At 51.9% G+C, this 20,046-nt stretch carries 14 protein-coding genes; 4 read left to right on the top strand and 10 right to left on the bottom strand.

Features of this window, described 5'->3' with window-relative positions; translation table 11 throughout:
- Nucleotides 1–88: 88 nt before the first annotated feature.
- Nucleotides 89–1,756: a serine/threonine-protein kinase gene (locus G006_RS0119505; protein WP_020484910.1), complete on the bottom strand. Its 1,668-nt coding sequence runs from the start codon at nucleotides 1,754–1,756 to the stop codon at nucleotides 89–91.
- Nucleotides 1,757–2,071: 315 nt separating this feature from the next.
- Here G006_RS0119505 and G006_RS0119500 point away from each other — a divergent pair, with 315 nt between their 5' ends.
- The 4 genes from G006_RS0119500 to G006_RS0119485 all read left to right on the top strand — a co-directional run bounded on the left by G006_RS0119500 (nucleotide 2,072) and on the right by G006_RS0119485 (nucleotide 9,143).
- A complete protein-coding gene (locus tag G006_RS0119500; RefSeq protein ID WP_020484909.1) occupies nucleotides 2,072–3,820 on the top strand; it encodes a DVUA0089 family protein in 1,749 nt (582 codons plus the stop codon).
- 108 nt (nucleotides 3,821–3,928) lie between these two features.
- On the top strand, nucleotides 3,929–4,741 hold the full coding sequence (locus G006_RS0119495) for an alpha/beta fold hydrolase (RefSeq protein WP_020484908.1): 813 nt from the start codon (nucleotides 3,929–3,931) through the stop codon (nucleotides 4,739–4,741).
- Between the two features lie 68 nt (nucleotides 4,742–4,809).
- On the top strand, nucleotides 4,810–7,071 hold the full coding sequence (locus G006_RS0119490) for a caspase family protein (RefSeq protein ID WP_020484907.1): 2,262 nt from the start codon (nucleotides 4,810–4,812) through the stop codon (nucleotides 7,069–7,071).
- A 620-nt stretch (nucleotides 7,072–7,691) separates the two neighbouring features.
- Nucleotides 7,692–9,143, top strand: coding sequence for a hypothetical protein (locus G006_RS0119485; RefSeq protein ID WP_020484906.1), 1,452 nt, complete (start codon nucleotides 7,692–7,694; stop codon nucleotides 9,141–9,143).
- Between the two features lie 365 nt (nucleotides 9,144–9,508).
- Here G006_RS0119485 and G006_RS0119480 read toward each other — a convergent pair whose 3' ends face one another.
- The 9 genes from G006_RS0119480 to G006_RS0119440 all read right to left on the bottom strand — a co-directional run bounded on the left by G006_RS0119480 (nucleotide 9,509) and on the right by G006_RS0119440 (nucleotide 20,045).
- Complete coding sequence (locus G006_RS0119480; protein ID WP_020484905.1) at nucleotides 9,509–10,882, bottom strand: hypothetical protein; 1,374 nt, start codon at nucleotides 10,880–10,882, stop codon at nucleotides 9,509–9,511.
- 653 nt (nucleotides 10,883–11,535) lie between these two features.
- Nucleotides 11,536–12,285: a PEP-CTERM/exosortase system-associated acyltransferase gene (locus G006_RS0119475; protein ID WP_020484904.1), complete on the bottom strand. Its 750-nt coding sequence runs from the start codon at nucleotides 12,283–12,285 to the stop codon at nucleotides 11,536–11,538.
- A gap of 374 nt (nucleotides 12,286–12,659) precedes the next feature.
- Nucleotides 12,660–13,610 carry a glycosyltransferase gene (locus tag G006_RS0119470; protein WP_020484903.1) on the bottom strand — a complete coding sequence of 317 codons (951 nt, stop codon included), beginning with the start codon at nucleotides 13,608–13,610 and terminating at the stop codon, nucleotides 12,660–12,662.
- Nucleotides 13,603–14,805, bottom strand: coding sequence for a glycosyltransferase family 4 protein (locus G006_RS0119465; RefSeq protein ID WP_020484902.1), 1,203 nt, complete (start codon nucleotides 14,803–14,805; stop codon nucleotides 13,603–13,605). Before G006_RS0119465 ends, G006_RS0119470 begins: the two co-directional genes overlap by 8 nt.
- A gap of 22 nt (nucleotides 14,806–14,827) precedes the next feature.
- Nucleotides 14,828–15,697: a glycosyltransferase family A protein gene (locus G006_RS0119460; RefSeq protein ID WP_020484901.1), complete on the bottom strand. Its 870-nt coding sequence runs from the start codon at nucleotides 15,695–15,697 to the stop codon at nucleotides 14,828–14,830.
- Nucleotides 15,694–16,485 carry a glycosyltransferase family 2 protein gene (locus tag G006_RS0119455; protein ID WP_020484900.1) on the bottom strand — a complete coding sequence of 264 codons (792 nt, stop codon included), beginning with the start codon at nucleotides 16,483–16,485 and terminating at the stop codon, nucleotides 15,694–15,696. Before G006_RS0119455 ends, G006_RS0119460 begins: the two co-directional genes overlap by 4 nt.
- A gap of 3 nt (nucleotides 16,486–16,488) precedes the next feature.
- Nucleotides 16,489–17,433 (bottom strand): class I SAM-dependent methyltransferase, encoded by a 945-nt coding sequence (locus G006_RS0119450; protein WP_026147180.1) that lies wholly within the window; start codon nucleotides 17,431–17,433, stop codon nucleotides 16,489–16,491.
- A 20-nt stretch (nucleotides 17,434–17,453) separates the two neighbouring features.
- Nucleotides 17,454–18,773, bottom strand: a complete 1,320-nt coding sequence (locus G006_RS0119445; RefSeq protein WP_020484898.1) for a lipopolysaccharide biosynthesis protein — start codon at nucleotides 18,771–18,773, stop codon at nucleotides 17,454–17,456.
- Between the two features lie 9 nt (nucleotides 18,774–18,782).
- Nucleotides 18,783–20,045, bottom strand: coding sequence for an O-antigen ligase family protein (locus G006_RS0119440; RefSeq protein WP_020484897.1), 1,263 nt, complete (start codon nucleotides 20,043–20,045; stop codon nucleotides 18,783–18,785).
- Nucleotide 20,046: the final 1 nt, after the last annotated feature.

The following is a 20,046-nucleotide window of genomic DNA, read 5'->3' as shown; positions in this document are numbered from 1 at the left end:
AATGCGCCGAATTCTAGCATGGCAGCGGGTAGCGCATGATCGAAAAATCCGCTTACAAACCGCGAAATATCTGAGGTTAATCGATTGGCTAATTGAATCTGAGCTTATCTCGCAAACTCTGCAAGCCCTTGTGCACAGGATTAACTTCCAAGCCTTCTTGCACTTTTTTCAAGGCCTCTGAGCGGTCGTTCTTTTCGTAAAACTCCCACGCCTGCTGTTCCAGGGTATCGGCGATTTTATTGATACCGTCCACAGCCGCTTTATTGTAAGGATCGATTTTCAAAACCTCCTGGTAGGCCCAGAACGCGTTGCTACCGGTCGGCGCGGTGAGATAACCGACATCGAAATGGATGTCTGCCAACTCCAGCAAATCTTTGATTTTTTGGTTTTGCTCCGGATTGAGCTCAACCGCAACTTTTACCACTTCGGTAGCTGTTTGTTTTTCGTTTAAGGTCCAATAGACGTTCAAGCCAATCAAACAAACGATAAACAATGCTGTTGACCATAAGCCGTAATATACCGAGGTATGCGGACCGATGGCGGTCAAAAACTCATCGATACTGGCGCTACGATCCTCCTGCCTAAAGGCCAGAGCCTTTTGCAATCCTTTCCATTGCCGCCGCTTAAGCTGAGCGATGGGCTTGGGCTGCAAATTGACTTCCATGGCTTTTTCCGCCGACAAACGGCCAAACGGATGCTTGCCACTCAACAATTCGTAAGTGATACAGGCCAAGGCATAAATATCGTCGCGCGGATCGGGATCGCTATTTTGCAGTTGCTCCAGACTGGCATAGGCCGGGGTCATCGCGCCCAGCGACCGGGCATTAAATATCGTCGCGTCGTGGCCGTCTTTTTCACTACGGCCAATGGCGCAGGCGATCCCGAAATCCAGCACGCGGATTTCGCCGTCGTCACCGACAAACACATTGCCCGGTTTAAAGTCGGAGTGAACGATATTTTTTTTATGCGCGTGCGCCAAGGCTTCTGACATCGCGCTGATGATAGGCCAGGCTTTTTTGAAGGGTAAGCCGCTGTCGACATGCTCACGGATCAAGTGACTGAGCGGCTTGCCCTGCAAGTACTCCATCGACATAAACACGTGCGTGCCGTCCCGGTCAAAGTCGTAGACTTTAATAATATTGGGGTGAGACAGGGTTTGCGCGCGCTTGGTCTCCCGCTGCAAGGCCACCAGCGCCATCGGATTGAATTGAAAATCCTGGTTCAGCACCTTTAAAGCCACGAAAGGCTCTTTATCCGAGGCCTCCACTTTGCGCAAATCGGTGGCTTTAAACACCATACCCATGCCGCCCACCCCGAGCAATTCTTCGAGCACAAAACGACCTTTCAAGGTGCTGCCGACTGTCAGCTCGGCGCGCGGCTGCGAGGGGTCCAAACCTTGCAATAAGGATTCGGTCGTCAATGTAGGTGTTTGCGTAGCGGGTGAAACCGGCAGTACCGTCGCCGATTTAGCCGGCGCGGAAACTATACTGGTCGCATCGTCTTGATTGGATACCCGCGAGGGCGCCATTTGGGTTTGCTCGCCGGCAATCCGGGTTTCGTCTTGCATAGCAGCTTGCAAACCGCGATAAACATCCGCGCCAATTTTTCCGCTCCGATATTCGTTTTCCAAAAATTGGCGGGCCGCATCTAAAATCTGTTCTGGTTCCGCGCTCAAAGCGGCCGCCACCGCCAACAAATCTTCATAGGCTATTTGAGCCTGCTGAAAGGCTTTCAATGCGAGCTCGAATCTGGACATGGCAAACAACAGTCAGGGAAAGTGTAAGGATTTTAGCCGAAGAGCTTGTTCGTGTCGCTGCAATTGCCCTTTACAATCTAAAAACCTCCAGCCTCAAAATCGGCCGGGATAAATCACGCCCAGGCCCGGAAAATTCGCTCCACCACTGCATCTGCTACTTCCCGAGCCTAATGATCGTCAGAAATTTACTGACCACGATTGAGCATGAACAAGCTCGATTGGTCGATGCCGAATCTCCAAACAAAATTTAATTACTATTGAAAACATCGACATGCATCTATAATAAGTTGCAAAAATTATTTCGGATAAATGCTCATGAAATCACTGTTTTTTTTTGAACTATTCTGTTCTAAAACCGCTGTTGCGCGATTGAACAAACGGCAATCCGTAACCGCAGGCTCGCTAGTTACTTTGCTGCTGGCGTCGCCACTCGCGGCAGGCGTGGAATTCGCGAGCGGCACATTCAATCTAACCGGCTCCGGCACTGGGTCGGTCGGCTACCTGCCCTTTTCGCTGACACAGACCACGCTGGTCGATATTGCCACCAGCGGCCCGACAACAGATCCCTATATTTTCCTGTTGAGCGGCACCGGCAACTTTACCAGCCTCTCCGTGCTCACTCAGGACGACGACGGCTGTAACCAAATAGACTGCGGCGCGGCGGGCGTTTCTCCGAATTTTAACTCGTTGATTAACGACTACCCCTTGAGTCCCGGCAGTTATACGGTCGCGCTGGCAAACTACCCGTTTGGGTCAGCCGACGCCATCGCGGGTTCCAATATCAACAGCGACACGGGCAATGTGTTACTGATAGTCGGCGACTCGGGACTGATCATTCCCGGCACCGGCACCGGTTCGGGCAGCGCGAGATTGATTAGCTATGCCGGCAGCGGCGGCGCAGTCATTTCCCAATCGCAAATTATCGAATCCACCTCTAATGCCAGCGCCACGTCCCTGGCAATCAACAGCTTATGCGCCTCACCCACCAGCTCCACGGTCATTAGCGACTGCGCCAGAATCGCCAGCCTAGGCACCGCAGCAAAAGCCGACGTTATCGATCAAATCACTCCGGAAGAGATCAATACGATTGCTGCCACCACCGTTGCCACCTCCCGCGCGAATTTCAGTAGCGTAATGGATCGCATCGCCACCTTGCGCGCCGGTAATGCGGGCGGAATCAACCTGGGCGGCACCAAAATTGGCGGCGCCAGCGGCGATGAGCTGCCGGAAATATTCCAACGCCTGGGCCTATACGGCAACATAGACGGCAGTTTTGGTAGCCGGAACCGCTCCGCCAACGAACAGGGTTACAGCTTCGACAACCAAGGAGTCACGGTCGGAGCGGATTATGCGTTCACCGATAATTTTTTTGTGGGCCTGGCCTTTAATAACGCGCACAACAAAGCCGATTTCAGCAACCGCGCCGGCCAGCTCTACACAGCAGCCTATACCGGCTCGGTATACAGCACTGTGAATATTCAGGATTTCTATATCGACGCGCTGGCCAGCGTTGGCGGCATCGATTACGAATCCGAGCGGGCCATGAGTTTTTTCAACACCTCAGCAAAAGGCAGCACCTCAGGCATGCAGTATGCTTCCAGCTTAGGTGCTGGTTATAACTACCACATCGACAAGGTAGTAGTCGGACCGTATATCGGTTTCGACTATGCCAAAACCGAAGTGGACGGCTATCGGGAATCCGGCGGCGCCAGTTTCGGCACCAGCTACGGCAAACAAAACATAGAATCCATGCTGACCAAAGCCGGCGCCAGGGCTTCCTATGCCTGGAGCTTGCCTTGGGGCGTCATCGTGCCGCAAGTCAATGCCGAATGGGTACATGAATCCAGTTATAACGCCCAAGTCAGCGTCGTACGCTTCGTGCAAAACAATGCCGGCTTTAACATCCGCTCCGACAATCCGGACCGCGATTTCATGCAACTGGGATTCAACGTGGCTGGCCAATTTGCCGATGGCATGTCCGCTTTCGTGGCCTACAACACCATCATCGACCGGGAAAACGTTTCAAACCACGCGTTTTCCAGCGGTTTGCGGCTGTCGTTTTAAAACAATCCAGCCATTTAATAAACCGGGTCGATTGTCAATCGACCGCGCACCAGGACCATGCCGCAAGCCTCGCCAGCAGCGTGGTCTATTTCAAATCGCAGTTACCTCATGCCTGTCAAGCAGCTACATTTGCTGATTAAACTGAGTCTGCTGCTTTTCCTGGCAGCTTGCAGTACACCGGCAATGCGCCTGCATGAGCAAGCCACGGCGTTCGGCTTTCAGGCCTTAGAATCTGAAGCCGCCGGATTCAAACTGACATCTTTTACCCGTTTACCACCATCCGCCGCTAAACGCCTGCATGTTTATCTTGAAGGTGACGGCCACCCTTGGGAACGTGGACTGTTTCCGGCCACTGACCCGACTACCCGCACCTCTACCGTTCTGACATTAATGGCTTCCGACCCCGAGCCGGCTTTGTACCTGGGACGGCCATGCTACAACGGTCACGCCGGCGACTCCGGCTGCTCGCAAAGCTTGTGGACCGGCGCCCGCTACGGCGAACGCGTGGTAGCGGCTATGACCCAAGCATTAACAGAGTTCTGCACACTAAAAGGTTACCGCGAAGTGGTATTGATCGGCCATAGCGGCGGCGGCACGTTAGCACTACTGATAGCCGAACGCTTGCCGCAAACGGTCGCCGTAGTGACGCTGGCGGGAAATTACGACATCGATATCTGGGCCGATCATCACGGCTATCAGCGCTTGAGCGACTCGCTAAACCCGGCTACGCGCGCCGTCAAACCCGGCATTGCGGAATGGCACCTGCTGGGGCAGCGCGATAACAACATTCTGCCGGCATTATTCCAACAAGCCTTACAGCAACGTCCCAACAGCAACGTGCAAATCGTCGATGCCGATCACAGCCATGGCTGGCAAGCTATTTGGCCGCAAATGTTAAAACGCCTGGACCACCTGCCCTAGTCATTTGCGGGCTAGCGGATTTCTGCTATGGTTGGCGGATAAAACCATTCATTCGAAGGCGGCACCCCATGGCTACACAAAGAGTATTGAACCGTACGCTGGCATTGGCAATTGGCGGCATTTTAATGTCCGCCTGCGCCCGCGACGTCAGCCAGGAAGAAATGGCCAAGGCTACCGAAGGTTATATAGTGGCCGACACCAGTAAACTTTTTGTAGTCGATTGCTTGCTGCCCGGACAGGTACGCAAGCTCGGCTCGCAGATGACCTATCTCAGTGCCCGCCGGCCGATTCGTACTACCGCCGCCGATTGCGAAGTACGCGGCGGCGAATATGTCGCATATGATCGCGCCAACTACGCCAGCGCCTTAAATATCTGGCTACCCAAAGCCCAGGAAGGCGATGCCGCCGCCCAACTCTATGTCGGCGAGATTTTCGAAAAAGGCCTGGGTACGCAAGCCGACTATAAAGCCGCTGCACAGTGGTACGAAAAAGCCGCCAACCAAGGTAACTCTCAAGCGCAGTTGAACTTGGGTCATCTCTACGAAAAAGGGCTGGGCGTTACAGAAGACAAGGAAGCCGCGTTGCGTTGGTATCGCAAATCGGCCGGCCTGGAGGACGCCGGCATCCAGTTCGCCCCAGCCGTGAATGCCCAAGCCATTGCCAATAGCGAAGAATTAGCGACACTGCGCAGCGAAGTAGCCGAATCACGCCGCGAAGCAGAACAACTGCGAGAGCAATTGCAAAGCACCCGTCAGCAAACCCTGGATCAACAGGACAGTTTGCGTAAGGCTCAAGATGAATTGGAAGCCTTGCGTAACAAACTACAACAACAAAAATCCGTTACGCCTAGCGGCTCCAGCGACATTGAATCGCTGGAAAAGCAATTGCACGAAAAAGAAAGCCAGTTAAAAGACCAGCAAGCCAAATTGGGCAGTCTGACACAGTCGCTCAGCCAGGAAAGACAACGCATGAAACGCGAACTGGAAGCGGCGCGCCAGCAAAGCCCCAGTGCGAAAGCCGCTGAAAGCAAAACCAACGACATCGAGAACAAGCTCAACGAAAAAATCGAAACCTATCAAAAACAATCAGCGGAACTGACCGGCTGGCTAACCTCATCGGACAAACTGGACAGAAACCAAATAGATTTGCGCAAGCAGGCCTTACAACAGCAAGCCAAGGAAATTGCCGCGCTAAAAGAAAAATTGCAACAACAATCATCCAACTTGGTGGCATCGGGCAACGGTCCGAATATCGAATTACTGGAACCCGCCGTCACCGTCACCCGGGGTATTCCCAGCATTCAATTTGGCTTGGGCGAGAGCAGCAAACGCATCGTCGGCAAAATAGACGCGGCGACCGGCTTGAGCCGTTTATTGTTGAACGACAAAGCGATAAAAGTCGATGCCAACGGCCGTTTTGAAACCGACGTTAGTTTAAAAGGCGACGAAACCTTGGTGCGCATCGTCGCTACCGACAAACGCAATCAAAGCAGCGATTTAAGCCTGCGCCTGCTGGCGTCCGGCAATGCGGCCGAGGAAGTGTTTCCGAGCAGCAACGGCAGCGAATTGAAACGCTCCGGCAATATTCAGTTCGGCAAATTCTATGCAATCATCATCGGCAACAACGAATACGGTGCTTATCCATCCTTGAAAACACCCATCGCCGACGCCAAAAGTCTGGAATTGCTGCTGCGCGAACGCTACGGTTTTAAAACCAAATTGCTGATCAACGCCAATCGCCACACGATCATGTCCGCGTTTAACGAACTGAATCAAAAACTCACCGAACAAGATAACTTATTGGTCTATTACGCCGGCCACGGCGAGATAGACAAGAAAAGTCAGACCGCCTATTGGCTGCCGGTCGATTCGGAAACCGGCAATAGCGCCAACTGGATCTCCAGTCAAAGCATCACCGAGTTTTTGAGCATCATGCCGGCCAAACATATTATGGTGGTGGCCGATTCCTGCTACTCCGGCGCACTGACCGGTTCGGCGGTAGCAAAATTGCCGGAAGGCATGGACGACGCGAAGCGCGAACGTTGGTTAAAGGCGATGAATAGCCGCAAAGCCCGCACCGTGCTGACTTCCGGCGGCGTGAAACCGGTTATGGACCAAGGCGGCGGCGACCATTCGGTCTTTGCCAATGCGTTTTTGAAAGTATTGCGCGGTAACAAACGTATCATTGAGGACTACGACATCTTCCGGGATGTGGCCAATCAAGTGCGGGCTTCGGCGGCAAAAGGTGGTTTCGAACAAATGCCGCAATACGCCCCCTTACAGCATGCCGGCCACGAAGGCAGCCCGTTCTTTTTTGTGCCGGAAGTTTAGACGGATTGGCTATTCCGATTTAGGCCCGCTCCCGTGTTCCGATGACGCGGCGGCTACCAACTTCGATAAGATTATGCCGGTAGTGATTTTGACTTTTTGGAAGTCACTAACGGCCATAACGACCCACTGCTGCCAGATAAGCTTTAATTTGCAATGACAAGAAAAGGCAAATAAGCGGCCATTCAACTTGTACGATTAGCTTACGTAAATACACAATCGAGCCTCCGATTAAGCTATAGCAAATCGGTTCTCTAACGCCCATTGTTCGTTCTTGTCCACACTGGATAAACGAAAACGGAGGATTCGGGGAGTCGCTATTTTTGCCGAAAGATTTTTTCGAGCTTCCCAGCAGGAAAAAATCGGCAAAAACTACGCGACCGCTTATGCCTGCGGCGCCCCGATTCGTCCGCGTCACCTCGTTCCGACCCAACAAGGGGTCGAAACTTAGGCTCTCGCATGACTTAACGCCGTGTCGCGATGCCTTGCAGGTTTTCTCCGCTTCGCTGCGAAAACCCGCCCGGCGCTACGGCTATCGGGGACTAAAAATCTTCACTTCGCTAACGCTCCGTTTCCAAGATTTTCAGCGAAGGAGATTTTATGCTTACTATTTTGGCGATAATATGACGGAATTCCTTGCGGCTATAGTTGGCTTCCTAATACTCATCCTGTCTAGTGCTTTCATAACAAATCGCAATAGAAATTCTATACAAAGACTAACGCGAACTTCAGTGCTAGTTTGGCTGATTTCACTTTGTCTCCCCGGCTTTTCGATTGCATCTAAAACGGAGACCTATTATGGCGCATTAATCTTAGTACTAGGCTTGTTATTCGGTTGGATGGCTTTGGGGCTGGCTGCCTATGCTAATCTCTTCTTTTTTAAAGCGGTATCGACCCTCAACAATGAGAAGCAGCCAAAGGCGTCGGTGATTTTTATGCTGATCTTTGCCGCTACCTTACCGTTTTTTCCTGGGCCGATAGTAAGTGAAGCTAGTGGAGCGACTATACCCGTAAAAAGCTGGGGATGGGGCGCCGTACTTTGGGTGGTATCCTTGGCGTTTATGGCTATAGCAGCTGCGATTCAAAACCAATGGATGTCTGTGAAGTTTGCCAAGTATTGTGTGATAGCGGTTTTTGGTGGTGTTTTCAGTATCGCGGCAATTCGCGATTACCAATTCTCTGTGGCAACGGAACAAGATCGCGAAACTTATCTAACAAATGATATGGCGTTTACCGTAGCACCATTGTGCGAAGTGCCACTTAACTGGCCTGAAACGCCACTCCTAAGCCCGGATGAAATGGTTGTTACCGATATTGATCCAGCGTTAAAGCCCGTGAATGGAGACAGACCTTATTTAAATCTGCCAACGTTGCCTAATTATTCGGAAAAGGGTTTCGATTGGATAACGTATAAGGGTAATTGTTTCGCTTGTTTAATTAAGGTCCGTTATCCGCAACGCACGAATCATCCTATCCTTCAGGCGAAAGCAACTCGGGAAGGGGCCATTATCAGATTACTCGACAAAGACGCTTCAACCGTATTATATGAACAGCGCTTGCTGACAAAAATATGGGATAAACGGCCGGAATACTGTCCGAGGCCTAGCGGATATACCGAAAAAGGTTACGACACCGCAATCTTAAAAGCGATCGGCCATGAGAAAACCGGTCTTCCCGACAAGCCGATGCTGGAAGCAGAAAAAACAGAGTTTCGCTGTGACGTGGGAAAGGAGAACATCGACGGCATTGATGGTCTACGTGATTGGGACGGAAGGCAAGTCCTTCTAACCGATAAAACTGATCGTGTGCGACCAGGCTTTTGTTCAGAGCATTACATTATTCATGCCTCAGTTGAGATGTGTGAACCAGTGGGGGAAAATAGCTTGCGAGCATCTATAGCTGTTTATAATCGCAAGACATTTCGCCCGCTCGCGACTTTTTCTACTAGTAAAGTTTGTTCTAAGAGAACCGAAATTCCAGATAATATGGTTAAGAGCATTCAAATTTCACAAGACCAATCGATAGTAGAGACAACTCTGGGTAAGGTGACAACCGAACGGTTTGGATTGTTTTGAGAAATAGCCACGTAGGGTACGCACCGCGTACCACAATAGGCATGGCAACTGGAAAGTTTAACAAGCAAGGTACGCGATGCGTACCCTACCCAGGATCATGAGACAAACCAAACCGTTGGAGGGAATGAGTTAGGCCGATATGATGAGCTGAACAGCGTGAAGAGCATCGTTCGCAGTTGGTGCGGCTCGTAAACTCTCCATTCCCTACGCCTGCTTTTAGCGGGTTGCCGCACACAGTGGGTTTCGATTGAAATACCTGCGGTTTAAAAACAAGAATCGGTGGCGGCTTAAATTGGAATGTGCAGACAGATTAAGCAGCCGGACAAACAGCGCCCGCCCGGCTGATGTTTAAACAGCAGAAACTATCATTTCCACTTTTTGAGCAAACCTTTTAGCCCGGCAGGTTTGGCGGGTTCGACTGCGGCAGCTGTTTCGGCAATTGGCTCGGGTTCGGCTGCTACCGGTTCAGGCGCAACGGCAGGCTCTGCCGATTTTTTACCGAACAAACCTTTCAGCTTACTGCCAACGCCTGCTGCCGGTTCTTTAACCGCTTCGGCCGCAGTTTCCGCGATTTCCACCACATTGTCTTTAAGCTCGACAGCCGCTTCCACTATAGGTGCGGCGATTTCTTCCAACTCTTCCTGGATGGCCTCGGCAGCGACTTCGGTCTGTGTTCCCAGCTTTTGGTCCAACTTGGCCATCTGCTGCATGGTGTTATTCAACATTTGCTTGAACTTGCCGAAACCGCCGCTTTTCTCGGCCAATTTATCGACAGACGACTGCTTTGCCGGTGCCGGCTCGGCAACTACAGTTTTCGGCTTATCGACAACCTGCGCAATTTCACGCTCCACTGGCTTTGGCGGCTCTACAGGCGCCTGAATCACAACGGGTTCAGCAACAACAGCCGGCGAGGGCTGGATAACGGCGGGGGCTTCGCTGATAACTACTTTTGGCTCCGGTTGGGATACCTGCTGCGCGTGAGCCACCGCGGGCGCCGCCGAATGTTTGGCCGAATCGGCGTAACGCGCCAGTTCGGCTTGATGTTTTGCGATGGTATCCGCCAACAATTTCTCGGCGCTGGCTTGATCGCGCTCGCGCAGAATTTTTTGCTCTTCCACCGCCAATTCCAGTTTATTCAGCAGTTCGGTTTGCGACTCCAAGCGTAATTGTAAAGGCCCCAATAGCGCATCTTTTTCGGCCAGTTTGGAGGTTTCCGCCCACAGGGCCAGTTGCAGCTCGGTTTTGCCTTGTTGTTCGGCTTTAAAGCGTTCGGTAATTTGCGCGGTAAGCGCGAAATATCGCGGCCACAGATCGGTCGATTGCAGATCGTTAGCCGCCGGTAAGACTGGCTCGGTCAATTCGAAACTGGTGACCAAGGTTTTGACGCTGTCGATCACCTGCCGATTTGCCTGTACCAGTTTTTCTTCCAGACCGGCTGCCCGTTGCGCTTCGTTATCAGCAACGGTTTTGGCTGCTTCCATCTGCTCGGTGTTCGCGGTTAATTGCTCTTGCAAGGCTTGCTGCTGCTGTTGCGCTGCCTCTAAATCGGCTTGTAAGGCGAGGCGCGCTTTTAAATTGATGGCATTGGTTTTCTTTAAAAAATAAATCCTGATACTGTAAAACATCGCCGTCAACAACCACACGGCTAGCGCTAAAGCGCCGGCATATTCCTGGTTTTCCAGCGTAAATCGATACCAATCCGACAGTATGCTTTGAATCATGGGCAAATAAGCTTCCATAAATAATCCTGGCTAATATAGTTTTTATAATAATGACGTAGGCTTCCGACCCGGAACAGCAGATAGCTAAGCTGAGACAGACGAAAGCCAGTATATCAGTTTGACTCTGCAACTTTACCGTAAGCTGCTGGAATAAGACAGAAAAACGCCGACCCAAAAGCTGCTGCACAGTGTCTGCAACGATGGCCGGCAGCCTAAGCAAATTCAAAATGGATCGTTTATGTCCGGGCTATATCTTATGTAGATTCCCGGAACGGCTTAACCTGAGGCATTAAGTTTCGGTTTGGGGATGGGGAGCTTGGTTCTTTTCAGCTAGCGCCAAATTAAACAGCTTAAGCTTGCTCGATATGTCGTTAGTAGAGTTGGGCAAGTAAAGACTTAACGAAGAGCCGCGACGTAATTACTTTCAAAAGAGGGAGATTACCGGAAATATTTATGAGGGGTTTAAAAACCCAGCCTCGCGGACGGCAGTTGCCGCATGACGTAAGGGCTGTCTGCAAGCTAACGTTCACGGCATCAGTGCCGGCAGTAGTCGGTGTATTCCAATCAGGCAGCCGCGCAGCCAAAGTTAAATGGGTCGCCAGCGCAAGCTGGGCGTTTTTGGATGCAAGAAAAAATGGTATCTGAGAAAGGAATGATCGCGCGCCAATATCCTAGGCTCTTTGCCGCTTAGCCACAGATTGCTCAAGCAGTTCTGAATATTTGCGATAATCCACTTGATAGTCTTTTTGCCACAAAGGATTGGCAAGAATATGCTCGACATCCAAGGCGTAAGGAATACGCTGACCGCGATGATCGCAAGCGCCGCCTACTTGTTGCATTTCGAAACCCTCTTTCTTAACCGCGTAAGCCAAGGAAGGCGTCACCAATATGTACCACTGTTTAATATCGTTCTGCGCCGAGTAGACGACCGCAGCACGGTACAAGCCCCACATAATGCTGCGAGTCTGATTTTTGATGGTGTGCAGATATCTGATGTTTCCGCTGTCCTTCGCGGTTTGTTCCGCATCCGCATCCTGTTGCGGGAAAGCCCTTGGCGCGAAGCGTCTGGCTTCTCGCAATACGCAGAGGCGGGATATTTCTATGGATTGCTGGTATTGCTGAGCGCTTATCGGTTGGTCGGGAACACATTTGGCTTCGAAAGGTAAAACGGCTTGGTTCTGATAAACCAATCGTAATGCACCCAGCCATTGCCCGGTGTATCTGTGTCGAACCATGAAATGCACGGAATGGCGATCCCACTCGTCGAATTCCATTTGTTCCGGAAAATTTTCTTTATCCTCATAACCCATTTCGTCGCAATAGACTTGGTATCTGAGATTGTAATGAATTCGTTTGCTTTCAGGCGTGTCAGCTAAAAAAACCTCAAAACAACTATCAAATGAATGCTTTTCAGAAATCAAGATGAAACTCCATAACGTAATTAATCAAATTCCCTAAACATCCGGGCACTACTCTTCAAACTCAAAGAATTGATAACAATGGTTCTGTTATCCCCGCTCTATCAGTGAAAGACCCTATTGGCCTTTATGCACATCCAACAGTGTGTTTTTGCCAAATCTTCGCTGAACCATACTGGCGAGACGCCTACATACAATTCATATAAAAAACCGGTTCGGACCGGAAAAACACAATGTTGGTTAGGAATCTACAGAGTCAAGATGAAGAAAAACTGTAATTTAGATTAGGATTAGATGAAGATTGGATTAATTTTAGAACCATTTTTGCCGTTATTCCGCGGAAATACTGGCTTAGTCGATGTCCGGAAATTATCGCGTTACGATCTGCCGTTACCGATATTTTCAGAAATAGCGCCTACCCAATACGCTTTATGCAAACTAAAGCATCTGTTCACACTCTGCGGCATTCTAGCGTGCATTGTCCCACCCATTTTATAGCCCAGCCATTTCAGACCGGTGCGCAAACATGCCGACGGTAGCAGCCAAGGTGCATTTTTCAGCAGATATTTCAGCTCTGACACGACAAAACGCCGGCCTTCGCCCGAAGCTCCGCCAAAGGTTTGCTGCAACCAAGCGGTATGCGCATGAAACACGCCGATGTCGAAATAGCGCTTAAATTCGTCGGAAAACCCGTAATCGTGCGAATGAAACACGGCGGCATCCCCGCAATATGCCACTTTCCAGCCGTTTAGCAACATCTTGCCGACCACAAAAGTATCTTCGTTCATGATGGTGTTCAGCGGAAACCCGCCAACTCCCATTAGAGCAGTGCGCCGGTAAGCTGCAAAAGAATTGGAAATAAACACATTCTTGATGCCGAATTGCGCCTTATCGTGCAGACTGCGCAACTGGCTTTGCGGCGGATAATTGAATAAACGAGCATGCGCGCCGATTGGTCCGGCGTTCCGATGCGGCAATTGCCGGCCGTAAGCTGCGCCGACTTTTTCATCAGCGAAGGCCGCCACTAACTTTTCGATGGCATCGGGTTCAGCCAACAGGGCGTCCTGAGTCAGGAACACCAGAATGTCCGCATCCGCCAGCCGATTCACGCCAAATTGACGGGTACCGCCGTGATTAAACTCGGATTTGGGTATTACCTGCACGTCAAAGCCCGCTTCAATCGCCAAAGCCACGGTATGGTCAGTCGATGAGGAATCTATCAGCAGTAAATAATCCGGTTTCAGCGCTTGTGCGGCGAAGGCCTGCAACCACGATGCCCAAAGTTCGCCGGCATTCAGGGTTGGCACGATCAAACCCACTTTATTCATAAGAAGAACCCTCTATCAAAGACTGCGGCAATTTAGCTTGATCGATTTTTGTCAATACTTTCCAGACTTTATCACCTAGTTTAACCGGGTCCAGCTGCTGTTCGACATATTCACGGCTACGCAGCGACATGTCTTGCCAGGTCGCTTGATTGACCACTTGCGTTTGCCGCAATACAGCACAGACCGAAGCCTCGTTGCGCTCAAACACCAAACCCGCGCCATAGCTTGCCAAATGATCCCAAGCCAAGCCTTTCGCGACCAGCACCGGCCGGCCAGCCGCCATCGCTTCGGCGACCACATTACCAAAGTTCTCGCGCATGCCGCCAGTTTCCTCCAGACCGGATGGCAATACCAGGAAATGACTGTCGGCCAGCAACTGCTTGACATCAGCGACCGGCAGATAACCTTTATAGCTGATAGCCCCTTGCGCCTGTGCCAGCAAGGCCTGAAACTCTTCGAAATATGCGCCATCGACACTGCGGCCGGCCACAACCAAACGGTCATTGGGCCGGCGCGTTTTTAACCAGGCCCGGATAAACGCGTTGATGCCTTTTTCTTGCTGCACATGGCCCAGAAAGCACAGCTGCGTGCCCTCGCCTTCCGGGTAGCTAGAAACTTGAAACTCTCGACTGTCGATGCCATTCGGCACCAATAAAACCCTGGCGTCCTTCCCCAGCACGTCGGTTACGCCGGTCGCTTCGGTATCGCTGGTGCAATGCACCGCAATAGCTCGGCGCAAGGTCGGAAACGTCAACCATTTGTAAAACAACCATTTGTGCGGCTTCTGCCGCCGAATCAGCGCGACATGTTCCGGCATCAACCCGCCGTGTACTGCCACCATAAACGGCCGGCGCAGCAATACGCAAAACGCGGCCGCCAAGGTCGAAGGCCAAGTGGCAATACCGTGGATATAGATTCGTGGTGCCTGCCAGCAGAGCTTGAAAATCTTAGGAATGGCTCCCAACCCGAAACCCCAACGCCGAAAAGCGTAACACCGGTAAAGTCTGGCATCGACTTGCCTGCCCAGCTTTACATCCTCCTCACGCAAGCGACCGTCTATCGACTCGTCGGCGGCGACCAGCGCCATGTTGTGGCCGCGTTCCGCCCAGGCTTTGGTCAGAACCCCACAGGTGACCGATACTCCGCCATAGCCTTTAGCCGGCGGCACATGCGTCGTGACAATACCTACATCCATTTCATTTCTCCTGAAACAGTCTTTAAATACATTTTTCTGATTTGCCATATGCCAAAAACCCGCGCCAGATACCGACCAGGTTATAGAACGAATACGCCAGTTTTTGCGGATTGAAGGTGACCAGCGCCAAGGCCATTTTTAACAGCGGCGCGACAAACATCTTGCGCACGATGTAATACCAAATGAATGCGTCATGCTGATTGGTAAACTTGCGGATATAAGCGCCGATGCCGGTGGAATACATCAACATCCTGGCGGTACCTAACTTGTAATGATCCTTGTTGGCGTGAAAAATCTTGATCTCCGGTGTGTAGAATGCGTTACCGCCAGCTCGCAACAAGCGGTACAACAGCTCAAAACCTTCCGCACCCGAATATTTGGAACCGATGCCAAAATCGTGATCCAGATGAAACTGCCGCCTATCGACCCGTTGCAAATCAAAAAACTGGGTAAATTCCACCCCCATCATCCGGAAACGATTGAAATAGCCGGCTTTGTGGCTATTCACACCAATACTGAAGCGGGTGGCAGAAAACTCGTAGGAACCCGCCACCAGAATCGCCAGGTCTTGGCGGCGATTAAATTCCGCCACCACTTTTTCCAACACATCCTTGTCATAGGCGCAATCGTCGTCCGGAAAGGCGACAATGCGGCCTTGCGCTAGACCGATGCCGTAATCCCTGGCCCGGGCGTTGCCGGTAAAATCCACCTTGATGTGCTTGATGTCCATCAGCGTTCGGTAGGACTCCAGAATGGCGTCGAGCTTGCCGTCGCGATTTTGATCGATGACGATCAGCTCGAAGTTTTTATAGGTTTGAAACAACAAGGACTTCATAAAATCCAAGACTTCGCAGTCCCTACCCAGCGTTGCCAACACCAACGAAATTTTCATATCGCACTCCCCGCCCAGTTACGAGCTTTTGCTTGCAGATAGATTGTGGCTTCGTACCAAGTAAACATCAGCGCAAACTCCAAACCGGCCGCGCCGTCCAAAAATCCGCCGCGCAATAAATAGTGGTAACAAAACCGCGCCAGCACCCGGAGCCAGGAGCGCCCGAGCAATACGCTTAAGCGACCACGCGTGGTCATCACCGCGCCGGCTGTTGGTTGTAACTGCACTTCCTGTGCGGCCTTACCGACGTGTTTGTGCATCCATTCAATGATTTCGCCGTGATAAAAATAATGCTCGTAAGGAATTTCGGAATAACCAATACGGCAGGTATCCAACACCGCTTCGCCATGTCCGGTGTGATTGCGTACAAAACGGGTAGTCTCGCGGCGCACCAGCCTAGGGTGATAGATCGGATAGCCGGGCGCATGATTTAGACGCTTTCCACGCAGATACAACACCGACGGCACCATCAATACGTCGATGCCATGTGTTTCGGACAGTTTGGCTTCAAACCAATCGTAAAAGGCTTGCGGGTAGATTTCGTCGGCATCGACGAATAAAATCCACGGCGTGTCTATGCCGCACTGCCGGATGGCGAAATTGCGTTGTTCGGCAAAACCCGGCCAAGGATTACGGTGAATCGCACAGCCTCGTTCTTGGGCTATCGCTAGCGTGTTATCGGTACTGCCGGAATCGACAACCACGATGGGGTAGCGCTGCGGTATGCCCGCCAAACAGCGCGGCAGATTGGCTTCCTCGTTTTGGGTCAGAATAACGACGGTCAACATGACTTATTTCTTCACCGCATAAACATTCACATAAATACCCAAACCCAAGCCATCCATTAAAGCGGCGAACGGTATCTGCGCATACTTCACCAATGTGTCGGCCAGCTTTGCCAAGCCGCCTGTCAGACCCAAGCGCCTGGATAGCGCGTTATACTGAATCCGGGTGACTTGCTCGGATTTAACCACCTGTAAACCGTTGCGTTCCAGCAAGCTTTTCAGGCCTTGCTCGGTAAAGTAATTCACGTGCTCCGGCACCCACAGGCAGGCGTTTTCCTTGGTGCCCAGTAATTTGACCAAGAACGAGGCGTAGTTAGGCACCGCGCACGCCAGCACGCCGCCGCTTTCCAGCAAATCGGACACTCTGGCGATAGTGCGGTCCGGCTCAAGCAAATGCTCCAACACTTGCGACATCACCACGACGCCAAAGGCTTGCTCCGCCTGATACTGCTCGAACATGATCGGCAAAGGCTGGTCGCCGTTTAAATCCTGGAATACCCGATTTTCATACTGGCCGGGATTGATGCTGACGGTGCGATAACCCAGCAAACGCAAGGCGCGGGTATAAAAGCCAAAGCCGGAACCAATATCCAAAGCCCGGTGATTGCCGGACTTATTCAATTGATCGGCGTGCAGCGCCATACGCTTGGCATCCACGATGCAGTTAGGAAAAGCCTCTTCCCTTGCCAATACTTCGTCCAGCGTAATCGGTTGCGTCAGCGCCTGCCCCGAGTATTGATAGATGGCTTGCAACCACTGCCGATGCGGCGGTTGATTCAAAAATCCGGTGCCGCAGCACGCGCAGCGATAAATCTGAAACGCCTTTCTGCTGGCGCTATCGGTGTATAGATAGTCTTTTTGCCGCCAAAAACCGATTTTTTCAGCACCGCAAGCCACGCATGCGCGCAGCACTTCGCCGTAAATCTCTGTTGTCATTGTTGCGTATGTCATCGTGTTCACCGTTGTCACTTTTAAGCATCCGCCGCTAGCGGCTCTTGTCTCAATGTTTGAATAGTCTCAGGCATGGAGCGGTGGTCCGCTTGCCAGGGTTTTGCCAACAGCGCCAACACCAAGGCTTCGATACCGAAATAGACCGGATTGGCCCAAGCCGCGCCAGGCAAGCCGTATTGGCTAACCAGTAAGGGAATCGTCATCGCCGCCGTCACCGCACCGCACAAGCGCCCTTTCAACAAGGTTTTGGTGCGTTTATGTGCCAGTAAGGGTTGCGCCACTGCGGTACCCAAAGCATGCAAGGCGCAGCCAAGCGCCATGGCCGGCATTAAATCCACCGCGGCGTGATAGGATTTTGCCAATACCAAAGAAGCCACCCAATCCTTAGTCAGCAGCAACAGCAGCAAACCGACCGCGCCCAAAGCTGCGACACTGACTATCCAGAGCCATAAAATAGAAAAGGCCTTTTGCAATTGCTGTCCAGAAAAGGCTTGAAAATAAGCCGGCTGAAAGGTGCGCAGCAACACCATCGCGCTGCGGTTGAAGGCCTCGTTGACGATCATATACGTTGCGGCATACAAACCGACGTCGGCGGCGGTCTGCAAATAGCCGATCACATAGCGATCACCCAAACCGTTGATCCAGAAAATCAACTCCATAGGAATCAGGGGCAAGGCATAAACCCAGACTTCGCGGCGGAAACACCGACTGGCGGTCGTTGGCATCCGTTCGGCGTTGCGGCGTTTCACCACGATCCAAACCAGATTGGACAGCAAACTGGCCAGGATATAACCCAGCAATACCGATTGCGGGTTACCGCCCAGCCACCAGACCAGTGCTATTGCCAACGCGGGTCTCAACACACTGTCGCTGGTTTGCCAAAGACTGGCCAAGCGCTGTTTGCGCTCGCCTATCGCCAACTGTATGCCCAGTTCGCGCTGTACCGTACTCGCCAACAATACACCGGCCAACAAAAACAGCACGGAGCTGCTATCGGTAAAATAGCCGTAGGCAAAACCGCCCAATATCAACAAACCAATCGACAGCGCGGTGGCTTGCAAGGTCAAACCTAAGACAGCAACATGTAAACCGTCGCGCTCAGCCGGATTTTGGCATTCCGGCACCATTCGCATGCCGGCGCAGATAAACGGGTAAGAAAACACCGCCACGCCCAACGCCACAAAACCGTTCAACAACGCTACTTGACCGTAAACCGCAGGACTAACCAATTCGGTCAGCAAGCGTGTTCCCAGCAACAAGGCTAGCGCCGACGCGGCCTGGCCGAACAAAGCCCAAAAGGCATCGCCGCATAATTTGGAATTTTTTAAGGTACTAAACATATGCAAGGGTTATCGCCAATGCTGCGAATAATTGGTTTGCGCGGATACCGGTGCTTGCAGGGTGTCCGAAGAAGCAACTCCGTGCTTTCTCGCCGCGGCACCTACCATCATGCCCCACAACAACATCAACAAGGCATTCTGCGGAAAATACTCCCACATATTGAAAGTCAGCCCAGCCGCGAAGATAAACATGGTCACCAGACCTTTATTGGGGTGGACAGACATCCGTGTCGTGATCCATAAAAACGTCAGATACGCCAACAAGCCGATCACGCCGTAGCCGTTCAACAAGAACAAATACAGGCTATCGGAATCGAACTGGCCAGGAAAATACTCGGCACCAAACAGCAGATTGACGGTGTTGGAACTCAAACCCAAACCCCAACCGAACAATACATCCATCGGATCGTGCACATGATTGGCAAACACTCTTTGCCATAAATCAATCCGGCCGTCTTGCGTGGGATCGGCATCATCTCGACCGCTCAATAAGGGGCTGGACGCCAAAATCAACGCGCCTACCGCCAAAATTGGCGCCGGCATCACTAAAGCCCAGCGATCGCGCGGCCGCAATGCGGCGTAAACCTGAAAAAACACCACCAACAGCGAACTGATAAACGCGGTACGCGAACCGCTGAGCAAGGCTAAAAATACGCTTAACGCCAACCAGCGGCGCATGCCGGGCACCACCGCAAACACCAGCGCGCAAGTCGCCATCGTCGCCCCGAATAAATTAGGACTGACGAAAGTGCCAAACGGCCGGCCACCGCCCAACATCGACACGCCGAACAAGGGCGGCGCCCACAGGGCTTGGGCCAGGGCCAGACCGGTTTGCAACACCAGGTAATAGCGCAGATAGCTGGCGAACTTGTGCAACACGTAATCGCCGGCGCCCAAGCGGCTGGTGACAAAGCCGATCAGGGCCACCGGTAAATATTCGAACACTCGCAGGCCGGTCATCGGCACGACCAGCGGCAAATCCAGATACAAGGCATAACCCACTTCAAACAACACATAGGTGCAAATCACCCCCAGAAACGCCAATACCGAACTAGTAAAAATCCCGTTGCGTAGACGCGGTTCCAGCCAGGCGTAAACGATCAGCACAGCCAACAAGGCCTCACGCAGAATCCGCAAACCCATTTCCTGTTCGCCGTAGACTTCCTTGATACCGGCCCAAGCCGATTCTACTTGCGGCAGCGATGCCACCGTTGACGCGCCGACCAGCGCAATTAACAGCACCGGCAGGTCTTTTTCCAGGCGGATTATCATC

The sequence above is a fragment of the Methylomonas sp. MK1 genome (assembly GCF_000365425.1).
In the GTDB taxonomy this organism is placed as follows: Bacteria; Pseudomonadota; Gammaproteobacteria; order Methylococcales; family Methylomonadaceae; genus Methylomonas.
Note: the sequence above shows the minus strand (reverse complement) of the source record. Positions and strands in the feature narration are given on the sequence as shown.